General features: G+C 65.3%; 22 protein-coding genes. 11 read left to right on the forward strand and 11 right to left on the reverse strand.

Features of this window, described 5'->3' with window-relative positions:
• Positions 1–7: 7 nt before the first annotated feature.
• Positions 8–1,150, reverse strand: a complete 1,143-nt coding sequence (locus QFZ26_RS14835) for a glycosyltransferase family 4 protein (RefSeq protein ID WP_307043428.1) — start codon at positions 1,148–1,150, stop codon at positions 8–10.
• A 43-nt stretch (positions 1,151–1,193) separates the two neighbouring features.
• On the reverse strand, positions 1,194–2,174 hold the full coding sequence (locus QFZ26_RS14840) for a glycosyltransferase family 2 protein (RefSeq protein WP_307043430.1): 981 nt from the start codon (positions 2,172–2,174) through the stop codon (positions 1,194–1,196).
• A gap of 86 nt (positions 2,175–2,260) precedes the next feature.
• On the opposite strand from QFZ26_RS14840, the gene QFZ26_RS14845 reads away from it, so the two are divergent.
• Together QFZ26_RS14845 and QFZ26_RS14850 are read left to right on the forward strand one after the other, a co-directional pair.
• Positions 2,261–2,500, forward strand: coding sequence for a hypothetical protein (locus QFZ26_RS14845; protein WP_307043432.1), 240 nt, complete (start codon positions 2,261–2,263; stop codon positions 2,498–2,500).
• Positions 2,497–4,008, forward strand: a complete 1,512-nt coding sequence (locus QFZ26_RS14850; protein WP_307043434.1) for a glycosyltransferase family 2 protein — start codon at positions 2,497–2,499, stop codon at positions 4,006–4,008. Before QFZ26_RS14845 ends, QFZ26_RS14850 begins: the two co-directional genes overlap by 4 nt.
• Before the next feature lie 31 nt (positions 4,009–4,039).
• Here the strand turns inward: QFZ26_RS14850 and rfbD are convergent, their stop codons facing one another.
• Both rfbD and rfbB read right to left on the reverse strand, forming a co-directional pair.
• Positions 4,040–4,891 carry a dTDP-4-dehydrorhamnose reductase gene (rfbD, locus tag QFZ26_RS14855; protein ID WP_307043436.1) on the reverse strand — a complete coding sequence of 284 codons (852 nt, stop codon included), beginning with the start codon at positions 4,889–4,891 and terminating at the stop codon, positions 4,040–4,042.
• A complete protein-coding gene (gene rfbB, locus QFZ26_RS14860; RefSeq protein ID WP_307043439.1) occupies positions 4,892–5,890 on the reverse strand; it encodes a dTDP-glucose 4,6-dehydratase in 999 nt (332 codons plus the stop codon).
• Between the two features lie 79 nt (positions 5,891–5,969).
• Between rfbB and QFZ26_RS14865 the strand changes: the two genes are divergently transcribed.
• From QFZ26_RS14865 to QFZ26_RS18950, 3 genes are all read left to right on the forward strand, one after another.
• Positions 5,970–6,578: a dTDP-4-dehydrorhamnose 3,5-epimerase family protein gene (locus tag QFZ26_RS14865; protein ID WP_307043441.1), complete on the forward strand. Its 609-nt coding sequence runs from the start codon at positions 5,970–5,972 to the stop codon at positions 6,576–6,578.
• Positions 6,579–6,580: 2 nt separating this feature from the next.
• Complete coding sequence (rfbA, locus tag QFZ26_RS14870) at positions 6,581–7,456, forward strand: glucose-1-phosphate thymidylyltransferase RfbA (protein ID WP_307043443.1); 876 nt, start codon at positions 6,581–6,583, stop codon at positions 7,454–7,456.
• Positions 7,457–7,547: 91 nt separating this feature from the next.
• Complete coding sequence (locus QFZ26_RS18950) at positions 7,548–8,564, forward strand: glycosyltransferase family protein (protein WP_444876247.1); 1,017 nt, start codon at positions 7,548–7,550, stop codon at positions 8,562–8,564.
• A gap of 49 nt (positions 8,565–8,613) precedes the next feature.
• On the opposite strand, the gene QFZ26_RS14880 is transcribed toward QFZ26_RS18950, so the two are convergent.
• The 4 genes from QFZ26_RS14880 to QFZ26_RS14895 form a co-directional block, all read right to left on the reverse strand.
• Positions 8,614–9,843: an ABC transporter ATP-binding protein gene (locus QFZ26_RS14880; protein ID WP_444876241.1), complete on the reverse strand. Its 1,230-nt coding sequence runs from the start codon at positions 9,841–9,843 to the stop codon at positions 8,614–8,616.
• Between the two features lie 46 nt (positions 9,844–9,889).
• A complete protein-coding gene (locus tag QFZ26_RS14885; RefSeq protein ID WP_307043449.1) occupies positions 9,890–10,804 on the reverse strand; it encodes a glycosyltransferase family 2 protein in 915 nt (304 codons plus the stop codon).
• Positions 10,801–11,577, reverse strand: a complete 777-nt coding sequence (locus QFZ26_RS14890) for an ABC transporter permease (RefSeq protein ID WP_307043451.1) — start codon at positions 11,575–11,577, stop codon at positions 10,801–10,803. Before QFZ26_RS14890 ends, QFZ26_RS14885 begins: the two co-directional genes overlap by 4 nt.
• A gap of 152 nt (positions 11,578–11,729) precedes the next feature.
• A complete protein-coding gene (locus tag QFZ26_RS14895; RefSeq protein ID WP_307043453.1) occupies positions 11,730–12,878 on the reverse strand; it encodes a glycosyltransferase family 2 protein in 1,149 nt (382 codons plus the stop codon).
• 186 nt (positions 12,879–13,064) lie between these two features.
• Between QFZ26_RS14895 and QFZ26_RS14900 the strand changes: the two genes are divergently transcribed.
• The 3 genes from QFZ26_RS14900 (at position 13,065) to QFZ26_RS14910 (ending at position 18,333) form a co-directional block, all read left to right on the forward strand.
• Positions 13,065–15,443 carry a hypothetical protein gene (locus QFZ26_RS14900; protein WP_307043455.1) on the forward strand — a complete coding sequence of 793 codons (2,379 nt, stop codon included), beginning with the start codon at positions 13,065–13,067 and terminating at the stop codon, positions 15,441–15,443.
• A gap of 30 nt (positions 15,444–15,473) precedes the next feature.
• Complete coding sequence (locus QFZ26_RS14905) at positions 15,474–16,982, forward strand: DUF2142 domain-containing protein (protein ID WP_307043457.1); 1,509 nt, start codon at positions 15,474–15,476, stop codon at positions 16,980–16,982.
• Between the two features lie 112 nt (positions 16,983–17,094).
• On the forward strand, positions 17,095–18,333 hold the full coding sequence (locus QFZ26_RS14910; RefSeq protein WP_307043459.1) for a glycosyltransferase family 4 protein: 1,239 nt from the start codon (positions 17,095–17,097) through the stop codon (positions 18,331–18,333).
• On the opposite strand, the gene QFZ26_RS14915 is transcribed toward QFZ26_RS14910, so the two are convergent.
• On the reverse strand, positions 18,320–19,192 hold the full coding sequence (locus QFZ26_RS14915) for a DapH/DapD/GlmU-related protein (RefSeq protein WP_307043461.1): 873 nt from the start codon (positions 19,190–19,192) through the stop codon (positions 18,320–18,322). The genes QFZ26_RS14910 and QFZ26_RS14915 overlap by 14 nt on opposite strands.
• 131 nt (positions 19,193–19,323) lie before the next feature.
• Here QFZ26_RS14915 and QFZ26_RS14920 point away from each other — a divergent pair, with 131 nt between their 5' ends.
• Complete coding sequence (locus QFZ26_RS14920) at positions 19,324–19,551, forward strand: hypothetical protein (RefSeq protein WP_307043463.1); 228 nt, start codon at positions 19,324–19,326, stop codon at positions 19,549–19,551.
• Positions 19,544–20,512 (forward strand): 3-oxoacyl-ACP synthase III family protein, encoded by a 969-nt coding sequence (locus QFZ26_RS14925; RefSeq protein WP_307043465.1) that lies wholly within the window; start codon positions 19,544–19,546, stop codon positions 20,510–20,512. The genes QFZ26_RS14920 and QFZ26_RS14925 overlap by 8 nt, the downstream gene beginning before the upstream one ends.
• Before the next feature lie 57 nt (positions 20,513–20,569).
• On the opposite strand, the gene QFZ26_RS14930 is transcribed toward QFZ26_RS14925, so the two are convergent.
• Both QFZ26_RS14930 and lhgO read right to left on the reverse strand, forming a co-directional pair.
• Positions 20,570–21,349, reverse strand: coding sequence for a polysaccharide deacetylase WbmS family protein (locus tag QFZ26_RS14930; RefSeq protein WP_307043466.1), 780 nt, complete (start codon positions 21,347–21,349; stop codon positions 20,570–20,572).
• A gap of 198 nt (positions 21,350–21,547) precedes the next feature.
• The gene (gene lhgO, locus QFZ26_RS14935) at positions 21,548–22,789 is read right to left on the reverse strand and encodes an L-2-hydroxyglutarate oxidase (RefSeq protein WP_373460767.1); all 1,242 of its coding nucleotides are present in this window, start codon (positions 22,787–22,789) and stop codon (positions 21,548–21,550) included.
• A 48-nt stretch (positions 22,790–22,837) separates the two neighbouring features.
• Between lhgO and QFZ26_RS14940 the strand changes: the two genes are divergently transcribed.
• Positions 22,838–23,971: a DegT/DnrJ/EryC1/StrS family aminotransferase gene (locus QFZ26_RS14940; RefSeq protein ID WP_307043470.1), complete on the forward strand. Its 1,134-nt coding sequence runs from the start codon at positions 22,838–22,840 to the stop codon at positions 23,969–23,971.
• Positions 23,972–24,016 lie beyond the last annotated feature (45 nt).

Consider the following 24,016-nt stretch of genomic DNA (forward strand, 5'->3'; position numbering starts at 1 on the left):
GGCCGTCTCAGAGGTCGGCGTGCAGCTGCCACACGCGCTCGCCGGCATCCCGCCACGTGAAGGCGCGGCTGCGATCGCCGCCCGCGACGGAGAGTCGGTTCGCGAGCGATGGGTCGGTCACCACGGAGGTGATGGCCGCGGCAAGGCGATCGGCGTACCCCTCGCCGCCGCCGACCGGCACGGCGAGCCCGGCGCCCGCCGAGACCTCGAGGAACGCCGGGGCATCCGAGTGGATGACCGGGGTTGCGAGGCTGAATGCCTCGATCAACGGCGTGCCCGACCCCTCGTCGTGACTCGGCGCGATGAACGCCATGGCGCCTGCGATCACGACCGCGAGGTCGGCGGGATCGAGTTCGTCGAACCGAAGAGCGCGAGCCGGATCGAGGCCGTATTCCTCCGCAACGGCCACCACGTGCTGGTCGCCCCAGCTCTCGGGGCCGATGACGACGATCGGCACGTCGGGCACGCCTGGTCGGGCGAATGCGGCGAACACGTCGACGAGCCCCTTTCGCGGCTCGAGCGTGCCCGGCACCACGACGTACTGGGGCGGAAGACCGAGGCTCGCAGCCCGCAGCGGGGCGTCGGCCCCCACCACGAGACCTGAACGAGGGGCGGTGCCGATGACGCGGATGCGGTCGCCGAGCTCGATGACCTCCCCGAGTCGCTCTGCGAGCGCGTGCGTCGGCACCACGACAGCGTCGGCGTGGCGCCGGGCACGCTTCAGCATCGCCTTCTGCCAGGCGACGGATGCCGCACTCAGCGCGTCGGGGTGCGTCCACGCGAGCACGTCGTGCACGGTGACGACGACCTGGTTGCCGTCAGCCTGCCGATCGTGCTTGCGAAGCGGCGCGAAGAGGCTGGTGGCGTGGATCATGCCGGAGCCTGGGGACGTGGTGAGGCCCAGTTGCCAAGCGGCCGCGAGTTCGCGCCGCGCGAGCGTCGTCTTGTAGAGCCCCGAGAGGCCGGGGATCTCCCTGACGATGCGATCATAGTCGGCGGGCGGCGAGGACGAGACGACGGCCTCGACGTCGCAACCGCGGGGAGCCGCTGCGACGATCGCCCGCGCGAGGTCGAGGGTGTACCTGCCGAGTGCTCCGGGCACCGGCGCGACGATCTGGTCGACGATGACGCGTAGGGTGGTGGTCGTCACGTTGCCCTTCCTCCAGGCCTCTCGGTGGTGACTCTCGCACAGATTAGCGGGTGAGGAACCGCCTGAGGCCCGCCGGAATCGGTCCGCGCACTCGCAAGAATCCGTGCAGGGTGCCGACGAAGATCGCCACGGTGTGCTTCGTGCGCTTCGGTCCGCTCACGATCGCATCGAAGGTCGGACCGATCTGACGCTTGATGACCGCGAGCGCCCAGCGTCGCCGTCGCCGTACGTTGCGGAACACGAGGTCGATGTTGTTCCTCGTGATGTAGTACTGGCGGAACGGCGAGTGGTACTGGTACTCGTGCTCGCCGTCGCGGTGACGCAGCGGGATGCCGAACGGTCTGAACGGCACCATCTCGCCGAGCGAATGCTTGATGTCGGTGTCCTTGGCGACCGCGATGCGAAACCCACGGTCACGCACCCGGAGACAGTATTCGGTGTCGACGCAGTCGATCACGAGTCGCTCATCGAAGGGCCCGGTGCGCTCGAGGCACTCTCGTGACAGCACGAAACCGGACTGGATCGCTTCGGGCACGAGGCCGAGGCCCTCGGGCGAATACCACGTCGGAATCGACGGCTGGCCATTGACACGGTCGGTGCAGACGATGCCGAGGTGGGTCACCGGGTTCGCGAGCATGAACGTCGCAAGACATGCGTCGACGTAGCCATCGGGGAGCTCGGTGTCCTGATCGGTGTTGACGACATAGTCGGCACCGGCTTCGAGGGCAGCGCGGATACCGACGTTCAACGCGCGTGCGATGCCCGCGTTCGAGGACAGACGAATGACGCGAATCGAATCCGCCGTCAGGCGCTCGAGCACGTCGTCGGCGGCGGGGCCGGTTCCGTCGTCGACGACGATGACCTCGTCGACCTGTCGGGCGAGCGCCTTCATGTGGGCTTCCACCGCGACGTCCGGGTGGTAGGTCGGTACGACGGCGATAACCTTCGGCTTCGGCTTCGGCTTCGCTTCGGCCGGAGCCCGGTCAGCGCGCGCACGATCTCGGGCGACTCTCGGCTGGGGCATTAGGCTAGTTTAGGTCCGGCGTCGAGAGGAAGAGTTCCAACGTGAGTGCTGCCCCCAACCCGCGGTGGTCCGAGGGCCGGTCAGACGTGACCCTGAGTCCTGCCGAGCAGCTCGCTGAGAGTCGACTTGAGCTGCTCGACCGCGTGATCGGGCTCGAGCAGCAGGTGAAGGAGCTGCAGGCGGCAAGCCTCCTCTCGCCGAGCGAGACCGTCGCGGTCGAGCGGAACCTCGCGAGTATTCGCGGTTCCCTCACCTGGCGAGCCGGGCGATTCGTGACCTTGCCGGTCCGCGCCGCACGACACTTCAAACGCCGAGTACTCGGATGAGCATCGACGCAGCACTCGCTGCCAGGGTCGCGGCCTGGATCGACTCCGCGGGTCACACGTCCGACGAGGTGCAGAGCATGGTCGAGGCCGCTGTGGCTGCGGGCTTCGACCCCCGGAGCATCCGGCTGGTCGTGGACTCGCGTGCCAATGAGGACACTGTCGACGTGCGGGCGGTCGCGAGCCGGGCCGGCCTCCGAGTCATCGACGCGGACGCCCGAGTGCTCGACGAGAGCATCGCCGAGACCTCGGCCGAGATCCTCTTCATCGTCCGCCGGGGAAGTGTGCTCCCCGATGTGATTCCGAAGGTGGTCGGGTACTTCGATCGCTTCCCGGCGACCGACGTCGTGTACGGCGATTCGGTGACGGAGGCCGGGCTGCCCCTGCTGCGACCGGTGTTCTCGCCGATCCGGCTCCTCGGCAATGACTACCTCGGCCCGGTGGTGGCTGTGCGTCCGAGCTCCGTCCGTGGGATCGGTGGATTCCGGAACGAGGCGCGACGCGCCCAGGTCCTCGATGTGGCCCTCCGTGTTCATGAGGCAGGCCGGGTCACCGCCCTTCTCCCCGATGCGCTGGCCACTGAAGACCTCTCGCAGGGCGACTTCGCGGGCACTTCGGCCGCGCAGCGGCGCGTTGTCGCCGATGCGCTGCGACGCGCGGGCGTGGCCGCCCGGATCGACGAGGTGGAGCCGTTCGTGCGGCGCATCCACTACGACGTCGTCGGTGATCCGCTCGTCTCCATCGTCATCCCGACCCGCGGCAGCGAAGTCGAGATCGCCGGGCGGTTGCGGGTGCTGGTGGTCGATGCGATCCGCGGAATCCTCGACCGCTCCACATACACCAACCTCGAATTCGTCGTCGTGGCCGATGCCGAGACTCCGCCTTCCGTGATCACCGCGCTCGACGAGTTGTGCGGCGATCGACTGCGCATCGTCGCATGGGATGCTCCCTTCAACTTCAGCGCCAAGATGAACCGCGGTGCTGCTGCGGCGCGAGGCGAATACCTCCTGCTGCTGAACGACGACGTCGAGATCGTGTCGGCCGACTGGCTCGAGACGATGCTCGGCCTTGCCCAGCAAGACGGCGTCGGCATCGTCGGAGCGCAGTTGTACTTCGAAGACAGCACGGTGCAGCATGCCGGTCAGGTGTACACCGGCGGGGTCGCCGGCCACGCCGCCTTCGGATGGACCGGAGGACGCGACGACTCGCTGAAATCCATGCTCGTCGACCACGAGGTATCCGGTGTCACCGCAGCATGCGCTCTGATCCGCCGTGACCTCTACTTCGAGGTGGGGGGCTTCACGTTGTCATTGCCGGGCAATTACAACGATGTCGATCTCAACATGAAGGTGCGCGCGACGGGCCGAAGTGCGGTGTTCTCGCCGTGGGCGCGCCTCTACCATTTCGAGTCGAAGACGCGGGACCCGAAGATCCTCGCCTCAGATCTCGACACGCTCCAGGCGCGCTGGAGTCGACGCATGCAGGTGGAGCTGTACTCCCGCATGCTCTGAGGCGGTGCCCGGGCAGCGTCCGGACAGTGGCTCAGGGGGTGTCGAGGACACCAGCGCCCGCGGCATCCGCGAGCGCGTCGCGCCAGCTGCGCATGGGAGTCAGGCCGGCCGCGGTCCAGGCACCATGGCCGAGCACCGAGTACGACGGGCGCGGCGCCGGGCGCACGAAGCCGGAGCTGTCGACGGGTGTGATGCGGTCCGCATCGAGCCCCGCCACGTCGAGCACCGCTCGTGCGAACTCGAACCAGCTCGCCTGACCCGAATTGGTGCCATGGTAGATGCCCGCAGGCACATCCGCGTCGAGCATCGAGACGATCCTCGCCGCGAGATCGGCAGTCCACGTGGGCTGGCCGACCTGGTCGTCGACGACCCCCCACGTCTCCTTCGACGCGGCGAGCTTGAGCATGGTCTTGGCGAAGCTCGGCCCGTGCGCCCCGTACAGCCACGCGGTGCGGACGACGAACGTCGCACCGGGGTTCCGCTCGAGCGCGAGCCGCTCGCCGGCCGCCTTCGTGCGTCCGTACGCTGAGATCGGATCATGCGGTGCGTCCTCGGGATACGGCGAGCTCGCCGAACCGTCGAACACGTAGTCGGTCGACAGCTGTACGAGCTTCGCGCCGACGGACGCAGCCGCCGTCGCGAGGTTGGCCGCTCCGGTCGCATTGACGGCATACGCGGCGTCTTCGTGCGTCTCGGCGTCGTCGACCTTCGTGTACGCGGCGCAGTTGACCACCACGTCATGGCCACGGACCGCGCCGACGACCGCATCGAGATCGGTGATGTCGAGGTCGGCCCGTCCGAGGGCCGTGACCTGCCGACCGCCCAGGGCGGCCTGGACGTCGCGACCGAGCATCCCGGATGCGCCCGTGATGAGGTAGCGCATCTACTGGCCCTGGGCCTTGTAGCGCGCCTCGGTGGCGTCCTTCTGGGGGGCCCACCACGACTCGTGGTCGCGGTACCACGCGATGGTGTCCGCGAGCCCGCTCTCGAAGTCCGAGTACTTCGGGGCCCAACCGAGCTCGGAGCGCAGCCGCGTCGAGTCGATCGCGTAGCGCAGGTCGTGCCCGGGCCGGTCGTTCACGAGGTCGTAGGCGTCGGTCGGCTGGCCCAGCTGGTCGAGGATCAGCTCGACGACGTCCTTGTTGTTCTTCTCGCCGTCGGCGCCGATGAGGTACGTCTCACCGATCACACCGCGCTCGAGGATCGTGAGCACCGCCGACGAATGATCGTTCGCGTGGATCCAGTCGCGCACGTTCTCGCCGCTGCCGTACAGCTTCGGACGCTCGCCGCGAAGTACGTTCGTGATCTGGCGGGGGATGAACTTCTCGACGTGCTGGTAGGGACCGTAGTTGTTCGAGCAGTTCGAGATCGTCGCCTGCACCCCGAACGAGCGGACCCACGCGCGCACGAGCAGGTCGCTGCCCGCCTTGGTCGACGAGTACGGGCTCGAAGGATTGTAGGGAGTCTGCTCGGTGAACCTCGCGGGATCGTCGAGTTCGAGATCGCCGTACACCTCGTCGGTCGAGATGTGGTGGAACCGGATCGCGTGCTTGCGCGCCGCCTCGAGCAACGTGTAGGTGCCGACGATGTTCGTCTCGAGGAACGGGCGGGGGTCATCGAGCGAATTGTCGTTGTGGCTCTCAGCCGCGTAGTGCACGACCGCGTCGTGCTCGGAGAAGAGCGCATCGACGAGCGCTGCATCCGTGATGTCGCCGTGCACGAACCGGAACCGCTCAGCGGGCAGCCCATCGAGGGAGGCGAGGTTTCCGGCATACGTGAGCTTGTCGAGCACCGTCACCGAATGTTCGGTGTGCTCGAGTACATAGTGGACGAAGTTCGAGCCGATGAAGCCGGCGCCGCCGGTGACGAGGAGTCTTGACACCCGGACATCCTACAGACCCAGCCTGCACGACCGTTCGAGCCATCAGCGACGCGGAGAGCCCGTTGATACACTGCTATCCGTGCAGATCCGCGAACTGAAGATCCCTGACAGCTATGAGATCACTCCGAAGCAGTTCGGCGACGATCGGGGCGTTTTCCTCGAATGGTATCGATTCGACAAGCTCGCCGAGATCGTCGGCCACTCGATCGACCTGAAGCAGGCGAACACCTCCGTCTCGAAGCGCGGGTCCGTGCGCGGCATCCATTTCGCAGATATTCCGCCCGGACAGGCCAAGTACGTGACTGCGCCCCGCGGTGCCGTTCTCGACTTCGTCATCGACATCCGCGTCGGCTCACCGACCTTCGGCCAGTGGGACTCCGTGCTGCTCGATGACGTCGACCGACGGGCGATCTACATAGCCGAGGGCCTCGGGCACTGCTTCGTCGCCTTGACCGACGATGCGACCGTGAGCTACCTCGTCACCGACACGTTCAACCCGGCTCGCGAGCACGGCATCAACCCGCTCGACCCCGAGGTGGGTCTCGAGTTCGGCATCGACCTCGAAGATGCACTGCTCTCGGTCAAGGACACCGAGGCGCCGAGCCTCGCCGAAGCGGCTGCAGCGGGCATCCTGCCGACATGGGAGGCCGCTCGGGCCTTCACCGACTCGTTGAACACGGGAGCATGACGATGCGCGGCATCATTCTCGCCGGCGGATCCGGCACCCGGCTCTGGCCGATCACCAAGGGCATCTCGAAGCAGCTGATGCCGATCTACGACAAACCGATGATCTACTACCCGCTCTCCACGCTCATGATGGCGGGTATCAGGGAGATCCTCATCATCACGACCCCCGAGTACAACGCGCAGTTCCGTGCCCTGCTCGGTGACGGAAGCGATCTCGGAATTCGACTCGAGTACGCTGTGCAGCCCTCTCCCGATGGTCTCGCGCAGGCGTTCATCATCGGGGAGGAGTTCATCGGTGACGAGTCGGTCGCACTCGTGCTCGGTGACAACATCTTCCACGGCACCGGACTCGGTTCGGCGTTGCGCACTCACACCGATATCGACGGGGCGCTCATCTTCGCGTATCAGGTGAGCGACCCGAAGGCGTACGGCGTCGTCGAATTCGACGACGAGTTCCGTGCGGTCTCGATCGAGGAGAAGCCCGCCGAGCCGAGGAGCAGCTTCGCGGTGCCTGGGCTCTACTTCTACGACAACCACGTCGTCGAGATCGCGAAGACGATCGAGCCGAGTGCGCGCGGCGAGCTCGAGATCTCGACGGTGAACGAGCGTTACCTCGATGCGGGCACGCTCAGCGTGCAAGTGCTCGATCGTGGCACCGCGTGGCTCGATACCGGAACGTTCGAGTCCATGATGCAGGCGTCCGAGTACGTGCGAGTCATCGAAGACCGCCAAGGGTTCAAGATCGGATGCATCGAGGAGATCGCCTGGCGAGCCGGATGGATCGACGACGCGCAGCTTGAGCGACTCGCGACACCGCTGGTCAAGAGCGGCTACGGCCAGTACATTCGCCAGCTGCTTTCGGCGGAACGCACCGCGTGACGATCTCTGCATAGTGGCTGACCTGTTGAGACGGGACGTCCTCTCGGCGCTGAAGAACCGATTCGCGATGACGCGTCTCGGGCGGGCGGCCATGCTGCGGTCTCGCATCGCTCGAGTCGTGGATTCGAACGCCCGGCTTCAGGGCGGGCTTGATCGGACCCGGTGGGCCGTGCGGATCTCAGCGCCGCTCGGCGCAGAGGGTGACCGATATGGTGATGTGCCGTTCGCGGAGGACCTCGCGGCGGCATTGTCGCGGTTCGTGGATTCCGCGCGCGTGATTCGTCTCGATGAGGCAGTCGCCGACGTCGACGTCGTCATCACGCTTCGGGGCCTTGCCCGGCTCGACCGCGTCGACGGAGCGGTCAACGTGCTCTGGGTCATCAGCCATCCTGAGCTCGTCACCGACGAAGAGCTTCGAGCGCATGACGTCGTCTATGCCGCCAGCGTCGGTTGGGCCGAACGGCGACGACGTGAGTCGCGAGTGCAGGTCGCCCCGCTCCTCCAGGCGACGAATCCCACGCGTTTCCGCCCCGATCCGGCCACTCGACAGCGAGCGGGGGTGCTCTTCGTCGGCACCACCAGGGGAATCGAGCGTCCTGCGGTGCTGTGGGCCGTCGATGCCGGTGCAGAGGTCGAGATCCACGGCCATGGATGGGAGGAGTACGTACCCGCTGAGCGGATCGCGTCGACGCATATGCCGAACCGAGTGCTCCCGAAGGCATACGCCGCGGCCGACGTCGTGCTCAACGATCATTGGAGCGATATGGCGCACGAAGGGTTCGTCTCCAACCGCGTCTTCGATGCCGTCGCTTCCGGGGCGGTCGTCGTTTCCGACCGGGTCGAGGGCCTCGATGAGATCAGTCCGGTGTTGATCCGGACGTTCGGATCCCGAGACGAACTCGCCGGGCTGCTTCGCGCGGAAGACCGCCCTGGTCTCGCTGAACGCGCGATCGAAGCTTCGCGCGTGGGGGCTGCGCACTCCTTCGACGTTCGTGTCTCGCGGATGGTCTCCGACGTGAACCGGCTCATCGGATCCAGCCGACGATTCTTCGGGTTGCCCCTGCGCGCGGCACCCAAGTCCCGACGACGCCGATCGTCGGCGTCGTGATGCGGTAGCCGATCAATCAGACGGAGCGCGCCTGGGACCTGGTACCGGATCAGATCACGCGGAACTCGGGCTTCGCATAGACGCTGCCGCTCGCGTCGGAATGCTCTGCGACGTTGAAGCTGAACGCCTGCGTGAGGTCGTGAAGGTGGCGACCCGCGTAGTCCATGAAGGAGACGTTGACGAAGTACTTCCCTCCACCGAGCATCGGCTCCAGCAGCTTCAGACTCACGGTGCGCCGGCCGTGGAGGGGATCAAGCTCGAGCGGCGATCGATCGGTGGATGCGCCATAGACCTTCTGGCCGGTCGCGTTGTCGATCTGAATGGCGCAGATCCACCGGTCGATTCCGGTCGTGTGCTCGAATTCGGCGACGATCTCGAGGTCCTCGCCAGCATGCAGCGTCGGATTGCGTTCGCCATCGTAACCCGCGAGGTGGGCGGACAGGACTCGGCCGTTCTCGAGCACGGGGTTCAGGGGCGCGGCGTGGATCTCCTCCTGACGGCGATCTTCGAGAAGATCGCGGAAGGCGGCGATCGCAGCATTCGGATCGCCGTCCATGATGACGTTCCCGTGGTGCAGGAGGATGGCGCGGTCCGCCAGCTCGGCAACCTGGCCGAGCGAATGCGTGACCAGCACGATCGTGCGGCCCTCGGTTTGAAAAGTGCGGATGGTGTCGAGGCACTTGCGCTGGAACGCCTCGTCGCCCACGGCCAGCACTTCGTCGACGAGCAGGATGTCGGGGTCGGTGTGAACCGCAACGGCGAATGCCAGCCGTACGTACATTCCAGAGGAATAGAACTTCACCTGGGTGTCGATGAATTCACTGATTCCCGAGTACGCGACGATGTCGTCGAAGCGCTCGTCTGTCTCTTCGCGGGACAGGCCCAGGATGGAGGCGTTCAGGTAGACGTTCTCGCGCCCCGTGAGGTCTGGATGGAACCCGGCACCGAGTTCGAGAAGCGCCGCGAGGCGACCCCGTCGCTCCACGACCCCGTCCGTCGGCGCGATGATTCCGCCGATGATTTTCAAGAGCGTGCTCTTACCGGACCCGTTGTGTCCGATGAGGGCCACGGTTTGGCCGGCGCTGAGTTCGGCGCTGAGGCCGCGAAGCGCCCAGAAATCTTCGCGGTGGCGCTTGCCGGCCCGACCCAGAGTGACGATGCGCTCTTTCAGCGAGTTGTCTTTGCGGATCACGAATCGCTTCGAGACGCCCTCGAGCCGGATGACCGCAGGCCCCAGCGGCGCAGAACCAGAGAGCGAGCTCGCTGAGGCAATAGTCATGATGGTGGTGCTCCGTTACGGACGGCGGTGAAGGGCAAACCAAAGCTTACCCGGAGGTCGTCGAGCCCCCGCTGTGCGGGGCGCGCCGCTCTGTACGGGCGATGGTCGCGCGAAGGCGCACAGCGAGACCGATTCGCAGCGCCAGTCGCACTGGGGCGAACCACACGCCGCGGTACCTCCTCGAGAGGTAGCGATACGCGCTCCGATGGTGCACGGCCAGCATCCGGCCTGACACGGACTCCGTCGAGTGCGCTCCGATATGGATCACCTGAGCAGCAGGAAGGAAGACGTTCCGCGAACCCGCCGCACGGAGGCGATCGCCGAGGTCGACATCCTCGAAGTACATGAAGTATCCGTCGTCGAAGCCGCCGAGCTCCTTGAAGCGCACTGTCGGCACGAGGAGGCACGCGCCGGAGAGCCAATCCGCTTGCCTCGGCGCGGACAGCGTCGCCTCATCGCGGTATCGTTGCGACCATCGGTTGTTCGGGGCGATATCGCCGAGCAGAGCATGTCCGACGCCGACCCGCAACGAGGGTGAACGGCGCGCCGACGGGTACACGGAGCCATCCTTATTCAGAATCGCCGGGCCGACGCTGCCGACTGCCGGGTGGGTCGTCGCGTACTCCGCGAGAGCGTCGATCGCCCCGGGGCGGAATTCAAGATCCGCGTTGCAGATGAGGAGGAGATCGCCGGGATCGTCGAGTGCCGCGAATCCCGCGTTCACCCCGCCCCCGTACCCGAGGTTCGCCTCGAGCTGCACGAAGGAGGCGCCGTATTGCTCGGCGATCCGGTGGCTCTCGGCGCGATCGGAACTCGCGTTGTCGATTACGACGACATCGGTCGCCGTGTCTCGACTCGCTGCGGGAATGGAGGCGAGGAGCTGCTCGAGCACCGCACTCGAGTTGTAGAGCACGACGAGCACCGAGACTCGGGACTCGTTCTTCGGCGGGTTCGAGGTCACAGCGCCTGCGCGAAGTCGCCTTGCATGCGGTTGAACACTGCGTGCGCGGCGACGAGTCCGACGAGTCCGATGAGAAGCGCGATGGCCATGCGGAACAGCAGGTCTGCCGGGTACGACGTCTCCGGTCCAGCGACCCAGAAGGCTTTCTGGAAGCCCATGACCGCGAGCGTCACCGGGTTGTTCGTATAGATATCGAGCACCCATGCCGGGACGGCATCCTTCACCATCGTCCAGCTGTAGACGATCGGCGATGCCCACATGAGCAGCATGACGATGACCTCGATGAGGTACTGGATGTCCCGGAGGAACACATTCGCCGCGGAGAGAACGAGCGCGAGTCCGGCGCCGTACACCAGGACGATGGCGAGAGCGGGGAAGGCGTAGAGGATCTCGCTGTGCAAGGGGAACGCACCGAGCACGAGCGTCGCCAACAGCAGGATCGCGAGCTGAATTCCGAAGTTGAAGAGCGCCGACCCGACCGAGGCGAGCGGGAAGATCTCGCGGGGGAGGTAGATCTTTTTCACGAGTCCGCTGTTGTTCACGATCGAACCGGCTCCTCCGAGCACGATCTCACTGAACAACGTATAGACGGTGAGCCCGGTGAAGACGTAGATGGCGAAATCGGGGATGCCCCGAGCGGCGCCGAGGAACTGTCCGAGTACGACGTAGTAGATCGCCAATTGGGTGAGTGGACGTACCAAGGACCACATGAAGCCCAAGGACGAGTCCTTATAGCGTGCCTTCAGATCTCGGCGGATCATCAGGTCGAGCATTTCGCGACGACCGAAGATCTCTTTGAGGGCTGACCAACCTCGATACCCAGTAGCCGAACCCGCGGTCGTGTCGAGGGGGAGCTCGGCGATCCGAGCGAATCGGGCAGCTCTGATCTCTGAGGCGGAAGCGGGGGTAGGCATAGGTGAGCAGTCTACTTGGTGAGTCTCAGTAGCGAGAGGCAGCGGCGGAGAATCCGGCGGCCCCGGTCTGCCCGTCGGCGCAACGCCTCATCCACCCGCCAGGCTGCTCGCACGAGCCCGCGACTTCGAAGGTCATCGATGGTCGAGGTGAGAACGTCGACTCGGCGTTCCGCATCATCGCGCTGGGAGACGGCGAGGTCGTGGTGCGCGCGAACGCGCCCCAGCTCTTCCTCGCCGCGAAGCTCGACCAGACGCACCCGTCGGCCTTCCGCGCGAAGGGCCGTGGCCGTTTCGGGCTCGTAGAGAACGTCGGTTACGAGCCCGGGCACGTCGTCCCGTTCCAGCTCCTTGAGTCGGACATCCTCCCGGAATGAGCCATCCGCAAGTCCTGCGGCGACCTCGGCGGGGCTCGGATGCTTCGCCACGTAGGCGTCCTCGAGCCACCCTTCGTTGAGACGCCGGAAATCGAGCATGCCGTGATGGCGGGGACTTGGAGCGAGCGTGGGATTCGAGAGATACGCCTCGCCCGACACCCGAACCTTGTACTCGTACTGTCGCCACGAGCGCCATGGCAGGTGGAGCACTTCGATCTCATCGCGCGGCCCAGAATCGCTCCAGCCGGGCACCTCCGCTCGGTGGTTCCCCTGAGCCACCGACACTTCGGAGCTGCCGCGATGAACGGCATTCGGTGTGGGATGGAACGGGATCCCGGACGTGCGAACCGTCTCGGGGTCGCGTTGATCGCGCAGGGTCAAGCGTCGGAGGCCGCTGCCGACTCGCGCCGGCGAGCCGGTGAGATTCACGACGGGCACGGCGAAGATGGAGACGTCGTCCGGGATCCGGCCGAGCGCATCTCGGACGGTGCCGAAACCCTCCCGCGCCACCCAGAATTCGTCGGCATCCGCGTTCAGCACCCAGTCGGCGCCGAGCTCCGTGGCAGCGTGGCGAGCCATCCGCGTGACGGCACGCCACTGCTCCTTGCGATGCTCGGGATCATGCCAGATCGTCACGAATCCGTCACGCTCGAACGACTCGAGGACTTCGAGTGTGTTGTCGACCGAGGCGTTGTCCGTCACGATCACGTGATCGATGCCCTGGGCTCGATGATGCGCCAGCATGGCACCGACGATGTCCGCCTCGTCGCGGACCATGAGGGTCATGACTATTCTCACGGGTGGGGGCTCACTTCTCGGCGAATATCCGTGCAAGTGTAGCGCGCCCCGCACGACCGCATGTCGATGCGGCGAGTGGCGAGCGATTCGCCTACTCTTGTCGAAGGTGCCACACGCAGTGCACAGCAACCGGGGGGCTGCAACGTGAAGAGACTCCGACCTCAGGTCATCGTCGTGATGATCGTCGCACTCGTCGGAGCGCTGCTCGTGCCGTTCTCCCCGCTCGTGCCCGTGTCCGATGCTCAGGCCGTCTCAGGGAGCGATTTCGACCCCGGCAACATCATCTCCGACGCGAATTTCTACAACGGATCGGCGATGTCTGAGGTCGAGATCCAGCAGTTCCTCGAGCGGACCGTCGGTTCTTGCCAGAACTCGAACTGCCTCGCAGCGTATCGAGCGGACACGCCCACCCGTACCTGGTCGTTCGGAACGTGCTCCACGTACCATGGTGGCGCGGGGGAGACTGCCGCGCGGATCATCTTCAAAGTGCAGCAAGCCTGCAACCTCAGTGCCAAAGTCATCCTGGTCACCCTGCAGAAGGAGCAGAGTCTCCTGACCGATCGTGCGCCGAGCGACGGGGTGATGCGCAAGGCAATGGGGTACGGCTGTCCCGATACGTCCACATGCGACTCCACCTACTACGGGTTCTTCAACCAGGTCTTCGCCGCCGGTCGCCAGCTCACTTGGTACGGGAACCCCGCTGGATCCTTCACGTCTATCCGAGTCGGCGCGTACAACGCGATCCGGTACCACCCGAACGCCGCATGTGGCAGCCGAGACGTTCTTGTCCGGAATCGCGCGACCGCAGCACTGTATTACTACACGCCCTACACGCCGAATGCCGCGGCTCTTGCGAACCTCGGCGGCTTGGGTGATGGCTGCAGCGCCTATGGCAACCGGAACTTCTGGGTGTTCTACAACAACTGGTTCGGCTCGCCGACGACGAGTACTCCTCCGATCGGCAATGTGGAGCTCATCCAAGCCGCACCCGGGGTTGTGAAGGTGGTCGGTTGGGCGCTGCAGCCGGGCAACACGGCGTCGATTCAGGTTCATGTGTACGTGGGCTCGGTCGGCACGGCGTACACGGCATCTGGGAATCGCCCGGACGTCGATCGCGCGCACGGCCTCGGAGCCGCACACGGGTTCGCGGTCACAGCGCCGGTTGGCGCCGTCGGGTCGGAGAACGTCTGTGTGTACGCGATCAATCCGGGCGCTGGAGGACACACCCTGCTGCGTTGCCAACGACTGGCGGTGATGGGGGGGTCGCCGGTCGGTGCGATCGAGTCCGTCGCCACGGGCCAGGGAACCGTCACCGTCAAGGGTTGGGCGTTCGATCCGGATCAGACCGGAGCGAGCCGAGTGCACGTGTATGTCGATGCTGCAGGTGTGGAAGTCCTGGCGAACCGCCCGTCGCCTGGACTGGACGCGCGGTACCCCGGGTTCGGCTACGGCGATGCCCACGGCTTCCAAGCAGTGGTCAATGCAACCCCGGGTTTGCATACGGTGTGCGCTTACGGCATCAATACCGGAAACGGCGGGCACACGGAACTCGGATGTCGCACGATCTCCGTGCTCGGCGAGGCTGGCCGTGCCCCCATCGGCAACGTTGAACAGATCGGTGTCGAAGGAGAAAAGATCCGGGTGACGGGATGGGCGATTGATCCCGACACCGCTGACCCGATCGCGGTGCATGTCTATGTCGGCTCGACGGGCCATGCATTCACGGCCCAGCGCGAGCGTGCCGACGTCGGCCGACTCTACCCTGCGTACGGTACAGCCCACGGCTTCTCCGAACTGGTCGATGCGCCGCCCGGACGCCACGACGTCTGCGTCTATGCGATCAATACCGGGGCTGGGGGCCACACGCCGCTGCGGTGCCAGACCGTCACGGTCGTCGCCGCTATCGCAGAGCGGGGCCGGGCGCCGATCGGAGCGCTCGAATCCGCGACCGTGGATGCCGGTGGGATCACGATGTCCGGCTGGGCCATCGATCCGGATACGGCGGCCTCGGTTCAGGTGCACCTCTACGTGGACTCGAACGGAACCGCGATCACGGCCAACGGCGACCGGCCCGATGTGGGGGCTCGCTATCCGGGGTACGGCAACGCGCATGGCTTTTCGAGCCGCGTCTCCGCGAGTCCTGGGTTGCACACCGTTTGCGCGTACGCCATCAACACCGGACCAGGGGGACATGCCCAGCTCGGGTGTCTCCAGGTAGCGGTTCCCGGCACGGTCGATCTTGGACGCGTTCCGTTCGGCAACGTCGAGGCCATCGCCGTTCAGGCTGGAGGTGTGAACGTGATCGGTTGGGCGATCGATCCCGATACAGACGCCGCCATCGCGGTTCATGTCTACGTCGATTCGGTCGGTGAGGCGACGATAGCCGACATCGACCGGCCAGACGTCGGGCGCGCCTATCCGTATGGAACGGCACACGGATTCGCGTACTCGATGGCTGCCTCGACAGGCCCGCATACGGTCTGCGTGTACGCGATCAACAATGGTCGCGGCGGCCATACGCTGCTCAACTGCACGCGTGTGGTGGTGCCGTGAGGGGTCGGGCCGCCCGCATATACTCGCATGGTGCCAGACACCTCCCGTAGCCAGCGCAGAGCCACGAAGCTCGTACTTCTGTTGCTCGTACCGGTGCTCCTCTTCACCGCTCTCGCAGTGTGGGCGTTCGCTTCCCCAGTGGGCGCCGGCCCTGACGACGACTTCCACCTCGGCAGCATCTGGTGCGGGAATGGGGACCGCACTGGTCTCTGCGAACCTGGCGCGACGAACGCCGAGAAGCTCGTGCCGCGGGCAACGTTGAAGTCCAGCTGCTACGCGTTTCACCCGGAGATACCGGCGACCTGTCAAGCGGGATCAGTGGGCTCCGATCCGAGCGAGCTGATTCCGTCGACCCGTGGGAACTTCAACTCGAGTCTCTACCCGCCGGTGTTCTACTCATTCATGGGCGTATTCGCGACAGAGCGGATCACCGGTGCAGTGCTGACTATGCGTCTCGTCAATGCCGCGATCTTCACGCTCTTCTGCTCGTTGCTGTTCGCGGCTCTCCCGCGACAGCTTCGGCCGCTGCTCGTCATCGGACTCGGCGTCACCATCGTGCCACTCGGCATGTTTCTCATCGCCTCCGTGAATCCCAGCGGGTGGGCGGTGCTCTCGGCAGGCACACTCTGGATAGCCCTACTCGGCTACTTCAAGACACGCGGATGGCGCAGAGCGAGCCTCGCCGGGCTCGCGCTCGCCTCCACAGTGATCGGCGCCGGCGCCCGCGGCGACATGAGCGTCTATTCGATCCTCGCTATCGGCGCCGTGGTCGTGCTCACCATGCGTCGTGAAAAGGCGTACTGGATCGCGGCCCTGTTCCCGGCTGGGTTGGCTGTCCTGGCGGGATTGCTCTTCCTGACCGCGTCCCAAGGCGGATTGGTCGGCTCGGGATTCGCCGCGACCGCGAGCTACCGTGGCTTCGCTCTGCTCGTCAACAACCTGATGAACCTTCCGGCGCTGTGGGTCGGCTCGCTCGGAACCTGGGGGCTCGGCTGGCTCGACACCACGATGCCGACTGCGGTCTGGGTCGGCACCTTGTTCGTCCTCTTCGCTGCCGTGTTCACGGGGCTAGCCTCGCAGAACTGGCGGAAAATCCTCGTCTTGGCCGGCGGCTTCATCGCACTCGTGTTCATCCCCGCCTACATGCTCCAGGTCGGGCAATCCGAGGTCGGTGCGCAGGTTCAGGCGAGATATCTCCTGCCGTTGTTGATCCTGGTCGTCGGATTGGCATTGCTGCGTGTCGACGGTCGTGACCAGCGCGCGACCCCTTTCCAGCTCTGGCTGTGTGTCGGGGCTCTCTCACTGGCACACTCAATGGCCTTGTACACGAACATGAAGCGCTATACGGAGGGCTTGTCAGACAAGGATGTCGGCTTGAGCGAGGCGGGGAGCTGGTGGTGGGGTCCCGCGATCCCGCAGCCGATGATCATGTGGCTCGCGGGGACGCTGGCCTTCACACTGGCGCTCGGGCTCTTGGCGCAGCTTGTGATTCCGCATCGTGCCTGGCGGACGAACGCGGCAACGGCGGTCTCGGACTGAGCTGCCTGGCCTACGGGCGAACAGGTTCAGTGGAGGCAAGCACGACCGGTCTTGCTACGCTAGGGCGGTTGCGCCGGACGGCGTACATCAAGATCGCGCAAACGTGAGCAAAATGAGAATCGCAGTCATCAACAACTTCTATCCGCCCCGTCCCGGCGGTTCCGCCCACCTTGCACAGCACTTGGCGCGAGCATATGCCGCCGCCGGGCACGAAGTCCTCGTGCTCACCGCCACGTACGCCGACGCGCCGTTGGACGAGGTCAGTCGAGGTGTTCGGATCGTCCGAGTCCCGGCGTGGACATTGCCGAAGACGCGCTTCGCGGCAAACTTCGACATCGGCTTCACGTCTTCGCCCAAGGCGAAGACGCGCGTGTTCTCACTCTTGGACGAGTTCGCACCCGATGTCGTGCATCAGCACGGTCAGTTCTTCGATCTGACATGGCTGTCCGGCTGGTGGGCTCGGAAACGCGGAGTGCCCACCCTGCTCAGCATTCACACACGCCTCGAGAGCCCGCTGAGTCGGTTCAATTCCTTCGTTTACGCCACAGCGGACCGGATGCTCGTCGTCCCGATGATGCGCATACATCGGCCGAAGGTCGTCGTGATGGACATCCTCATGGATCGGTATATCGAGAAGCGATACCGACGAGTGATCAGCGGCAAGGTCGCGATCCCCGTCGGTATCGATCCAGAGGTGCTTCGCGGTGGGTCGGCCGAAGTCGCCTTTCGCAAGCTCGGTTTCGACGACCGTCCGATCATCCTCTCGATCGGTCATGTGATACCTCAGCGCAGCCGCATCGCGCTCGTCAGAGCACTCCCGAAGGTATTGGCGCGCGTCCCGGATGCTGCCGTCGTCGTGATCGGCGGTGTCTACCACGATGAGTTTCTGCAGATCGCGGAGCAACTCGGCGTGCGTGATGCGGTATTCGTGCTCGGTGCCCAGCCGCAGACGGCGATCCCGGACTTCCTCGCCGCCGCCGATGTCGAAGTGCACGAACTCGAGGGCGGCGGCTTCGGTACGGCGAGTTTGGAAGCACTGGCGGTCGGTATCCCCGTCGTGGCCGCGATCGAGCCCGACAACTTTCTCGACATCGTGGTCGAGGACGGCCGCGAGCTCTACATCACGCCACCGATCGACGAGGCGAACCCCAAGGCCGATCCGGACGCGCTTGCCGAAGTGCTCATCGGTATCCTCCAATCGCCGGACGCCGCACGCTCGGCCGTCGGTGCAAACGCCATGCGCCTCGTCGATGAGCATTTCGCCATCGAGGCCGTTGCTCGACGCCATCTGCAGGTTCTCGCTGACATGGCCGCGACGCGACCCGTCCGGTCGCCCGCTAGCGGGTCGTAGCGCGCGCCGGGTTCCCGAGGACCTGCATCCCGGCGTCGACGGCGCGGAATACGACGCTGCCGATTCCGACACGCGCACCCGCTCCGACCGTGACGCGGTCGATGAGTGTCGCGCCCGGGCCGATCCAGACATCGTCGCCGATCTCCGTGCTGCCTGCGAGGACCGCCCCGGCAGCAACGAACACGCGCTCGCCGAGCTGACTCCCGTGCGCGATCATGACGTTGCAGTCGAGGCGCGAATCAGCACCCACGATCGTGTGCCGACGTTGGAATCCACGCCCCACAACGGTCAATGAGCCAACCTCCGCCCGGGGGCCGATCCGTGTCTCGCCATCGTGCACGACCGAGAGCACCCCTCGCGACGTGCGCTTGTGTTCGAAGCCGCTCGTGCCGATCACGGCTCCCGCACGGATTACCGCACCATCGCCGATCCGTGAGGATGCGAGGACGGTCGCGTTCGCCTCTATCGTTGCGCCGGAGCCGATGCGCACTCCGAATGGGGCAACGTGCGCCGAGGGGTGCACCCGTGCATCGGGTGCGATGACCGTGGGTTCGGTCTCGGACGGATTGCGCTCCGCCAGAAAATTGTGCAGCGTATAGAAGTGCCACCGCGGATCGTCGACCACGATGATACTCACTTGATCGCCCACGGCCTCGCCTGTCGCCGCAGCAAGCTCCTGGGACACGAGCAGCACCGAGAGTGACGGGTTCGCCGCGGCTTCGTCGATGAACCGGGCGTCGTCGAGGAAGCTGAGAATCGGGTGACCGCAATCGTTCCCGGCTAAGTCCAGAGCCTTCACCGTGAAGACCGTCGTGATTGTCGTTCCGGTGGCGGACTCGAGGTCTTGCTCATTGATCACGGTTCGATTCTAGATCGAGCTCAGGCGAGGCTCGGTCTCGGCCGGGGCCGAGGCCGAGGCGGGTATTCTGATCACACACCCCGGTGGGCGAATGCGACCGCCGGCGATCCCGACCAACCAGGAGGACGTCCGTGCTCAGCACAACGGATCTGAAGACATTGATCGACACTGCGCTCGGCGACCCGAACGCGAGCGCAAGACCGTCGGAGCGTGACTGGGATTCCCTTGATCAGCTCGAGATCACCACGCACCTCCACGATGAACTGGGTGGTCGGGTGAACGAGATCGACGCACTCAACTCGTTCGAGAACTTCGATCAGCTCGTCGAGATCCTCAGGGCCGAGGGTTTCGTTGAGTAGGCGCTGGGTCTACGGCCCGACCAAGGCGCTCGGCAGTGTCGAGATTGCCGTCCCCGCGATGTTGGAGTCGCACGGGCCGGTGCGGCCGGGGTTCCTGGACAAGACCGGCTTCGAGCGGTTGTTCGCCACGGCTGACGGCGAGACCGCAGTCGATCTCGCCGCCGCCGCCGCCACCGCACTGGATGATGCATGGTGGCGCGACAAGGTCGACGGACTGATCCACGTGTCATCGACGGGCAGCCTCGTCGCCCCCGGCAACGCCCACCTCCTGCACGAACGGCTGAATCTTCCGCGGGACACCTTCCTCCTGGATATCAACGACGCCTGCACCGGTTTCGTGCGTGCGCTGGTCGTTGCCGATTCGCTCATCGAGTCGGGCGTCGTGAGTTCGGTGCTGGTCATCGCTGCTGATACGTACACCAAGCTCTACGACGAATCGGAGCTGAAGGTCTCCCCGCTGTTCTCCGACGGAGCGAGTGCCGTGATCGTCAGTAGGTCGCCGCTGTCCGACGTTCCGGATGGAACCGCCACCAGCGTGTGGGAGATCCTTGCCTCCGCGTTCCTCTCCGAAGGGGACAAGGCCTCCGAGCTTTGCATCACGCATGACCCCAATCGGGTCGCAGGCCACCTGAGCATGAACGGCGGTGCCGTCTTCAACTTCGTGCTACGGAACATCGACACGGTTCTCACCCGCCTCGGGCGCGAGGCGGAGCTCGTCGAAGGCGCCCCGATCGGCTGGTACGTGCACCAGGGTTCGAGGACCGTGGTCAACGCGGCCGAGAAGGCAGTCGGCGCGGAACGAGACAGCCTCTTCCGAGCGGGGGACTACGGCAACGTCGTGCAGAGTTCGTTGCCGTTCCAACTCGCGGACCACCCCTCCGAGCAGGAGATCATCGGCCTGCTCGGCTTCGGCGTGGGGCTTACGATGGCGGGCGTGCTCGTCCGGCAATCGGCGGCCTGATCACTCCGCAGCGAACGCGCCCGGGTGCCGTCTCGTTCTCACGGGGCCTCGAGGAGATCAGGCGATCTGGCCGATGGACCTGACCTCATCGATACGATCTACGAGGTCGAAGAGTGGCGTGTTGAATTCAAGATCTCGACGCGTCGACTCGGCGATCAGGCCGTCCAAGAAGGTTGCGGCACCAGCCCCGGTGTGAACGAACCTGTCCGCATCACTCTCGCTCACTCGACGAATGTCCCCACCGTGGAAGTTCCGCAGCGCGTTGTAGCCGGCGGCCGATGCGCTGTTCAACGCGACGTGTATGGGGTGGAGATCCACGACAGTGATTTCCTCGTTCGCGTGCCGATCACGAAGGAACGCGCCACCGTCCCATCTCGGTTCCCGAGCGAAGAACTCGAGGTCGTCCTCCCATACGTACGGAACACGAGTGAGCGAGCGTCCGTGGTCGAGCGGGAGTTCGGTTGAGGTCACTCCGGAGAGGTCGCGCACGTAGAGACTCGTGTCGAGCAAGATCGGGCTCATGTCGACGACTGTTTGGAGGATCGGTGTGGATTGAACGAGACAGTGGGTCCGCATGGTCCGGGCCTCGGGGACGATCCGCATGCACTCCGTGACAACCGATGCTGCATCCGTACCATGGCTCGACCCGGGCTGAAAGTTCGGGTGAATTCCGAGGTCGACAAGGTCGGAGTGGCTCCTCAGTTCGGTGAGGACTTCCGTCTCATGGGTGATGAACCAGGTGGAGCGGATCCTGCCTTCTACCAGGGTGGCGAGCAGACGACGCATCGCCCAATCTGGAGCCCAGTCGACGTCGATCGTCACAAACACGTCGTGCACGTAGCGCCTCCTTCAGCCGTCCCGCGGGTGGTCTGCGTGTCGGAAGCGAGAGGACCTCGACAGAATAGCCGCACCGAGCTGGGAAATCGAAGCGCGACCCGCAGTACATGGCATCGCATGCGGATACCCGAGGCACCGGTCATCGCCGCATTCCCCTCGCGAGGGTTCTGCCGCATGTGTTCAACCGACCAGGTGACGTCAGTCGAGCTGAGCAAGCTCGACGATACGCGCGGCGATCTCGAGTGACGCGGTCGCGGCCGGCGAAGGCGCATTGAGCACATGGATCTGGTTCGGCGTGCGTTCGATGAGGAAATCATCGACCAACGCGCCGTCGCGTCGGATCGCCTGCGCGCGCACACCGGCCTTGGCCGGGACGAGATCGGCCTTCGTGATCCCTGGTACGAGTTTCGCCAGGCTTTTGGCGAAAAGGCTCTGCGAAAGCGATCGGCGCACTTCGCCGAAGCCCACGCCGACGTTGTTCGAGGCCATTCGCAGGAACCCTGGGAAGGCGAGATCTCCCAGTGCCTCACTGGGTCGGATGTCGCGCCAGCTGTAGCCTTCACGTGCGAGAGCGGTGACGGCATTCGGACCAGCGTGCACCGAGCCGTCCATCATTCGCGTGAGGTGCACACCGAGGAACGGAAGTTCGGGATCGGGGACCGGATAGATGAGCCCTCGCACGAGATGCCGGCGTTCGGGCACGAGTTCGTGGTACTCCCCGCGGAATGGAATGATCCTTGCGCTGGGGGCGAGTCCGGCCATTCGAGCGATCTTGTCGCTGTGGAGTCCCGCGCAATTGACGAGGAGGTCACCACTGAACTCCTCATCGGCGGTCGACACGATGACTCGGTCGGCGCGCGATGCGATTCCGACCACAGCAGTGCTCAGGCGCAAGTCGCCTCCGCGTGACGCGACCATCTCGGCGAGGCGTCGGCTCACCGCACCATAGTCGATGATTCCGGTCGACTCGATACGAAGCGCGGCCACCGCTGCGACGTGCGGTTCGTACGAGCGGGCGCCTTCGGCATCCAGGAGACGGAACGGGACGTTGTTCGCTTCGGAGCGGCGACGCAGCTCAGCGAGGGCCGGGAGCTCTTTGTCCGTCGTCGCGACGATGAGCTTTCCTGTGAGTTCCCATGGGATCCCCTGCTCTGTCGCGAACTTCTTCATCGAGCGGTTGCCCGCAGTGCACAGTTCGGCCTTCAGCGAGCCCGGGCGGTAGTACGGGCCGGCGTGGATCACACCGGAATTGCGACCGGTCTGGTGCATCGCCCAGCCGGCCTCCTTCTCGAGCACCGTGACTCGGTGGCCTTGCCGGCTGGCCCGCTCGGCGACTGCGAGTCCGACGATTCCGCCGCCGACGATGATGACGTGCTTTGGCATGGGTTCCTTCCGGAAGAGGTCGCGCCGGCGGCGCCGATGGCCTCGGCTACTATAGATGAGGCCTCGCCGCCCATGGTCGTGCGCCGATGAAAGTGAGGGTAGAGCTTGTCAGAATCGATCGCACTCGGCCAGCCAACGGTCGGCGATGAAGAGCTCGATGCCATTCGTGCCGTATTCGAATCTGGATGGTTGTCCGGCGCAGGCCCTACTTGTCAGGCACTCGAGTCTCGGTTCGCATCGGAGGTGGCTGGCACGGCGCATGCGCTTGCCACGAGCAATTGCGGCTCAGCTCTGCACCTCGGCCTGAAGGTGCTCGGCGCGGGGCCCGGCGACGAGGTGATCGTTGGCGATTACACGTTCCCAGCGACGGGCCACTCGGTCGCCTGGACCGGCGCCACACCGGTATTCGCCGACATCCGGGCCGACATCTGGAGCGCGGATCCAGCGGCTGTCGAAGCGGCGATCACTCCGCGAACAGTGGGCATTCTCGCGGTCGACGTGTTCGGCCAGCCGGCGGACTTCGATGAGCTTCGGCAGATCGCCGACCGGCACGGGCTCTGGCTCATGGAGGACGCGGCGTGCTCGGCCGGAGCGACCTACAAGGGACGGCCCGCAGGGAGCCTCGCCGACGTGGCCACGTTCAGCTTTCATGGTCGCAAGGGGATCACCGCCGGCGAAGGCGGGGCGCTCACCACAGACGACGCCGGACTGGCAGCTCACGCGAGGAAGTTGCACACCTACGGGATCGCCCCCGCGATCTCGCGCGAAGGCGTGACCGATCTGCCGATTCCCGAGTTCGACGAACTCGGCTACAACTATCGCCTCTCCGATGTCGCTGCTGGCATCATGCTTGCTCAGCTCGATCGGCTTCCGACGCTGCTCGCCAATCGTCGTCGTGCCGCAGGCTGGTACGCGGAGCTCCTTGCTGATGTCGACCAGGTCGGCGCCCCCGTCGCGTTGGATGATCGCGAGCACCCATGGCAGTCGTATGTCGTCACGCTCGACGCCGAGCTCGATCGGGGCGCCGTCGCGACGTACCTCCGGCAGCACGGCATCCAGTGCAATTTCGGCACGTATGCATCGCACTTGCAGCCGATCTACGGGTTCTCGGGCAGCCTCCCCGTTTCGGCGGACCTCTTTCGCCGGCACCTCGCCATCCCGATGCATGCGAACCTGACCCAGCCCGAAGTCGAGCGAGTCGTCGCAACGCTCAAGGATGCCATCGCGGTCTCACGCTGAACTCGCGAGCGGCCAGAACATGATCGAAAAGAAAGCAAAGGGAAC

It is taken from the genome of Agromyces ramosus, assembly GCF_030817175.1.
GTDB lineage: Bacteria > Actinomycetota > Actinomycetes > Actinomycetales > Microbacteriaceae > Agromyces > Agromyces ramosus_A.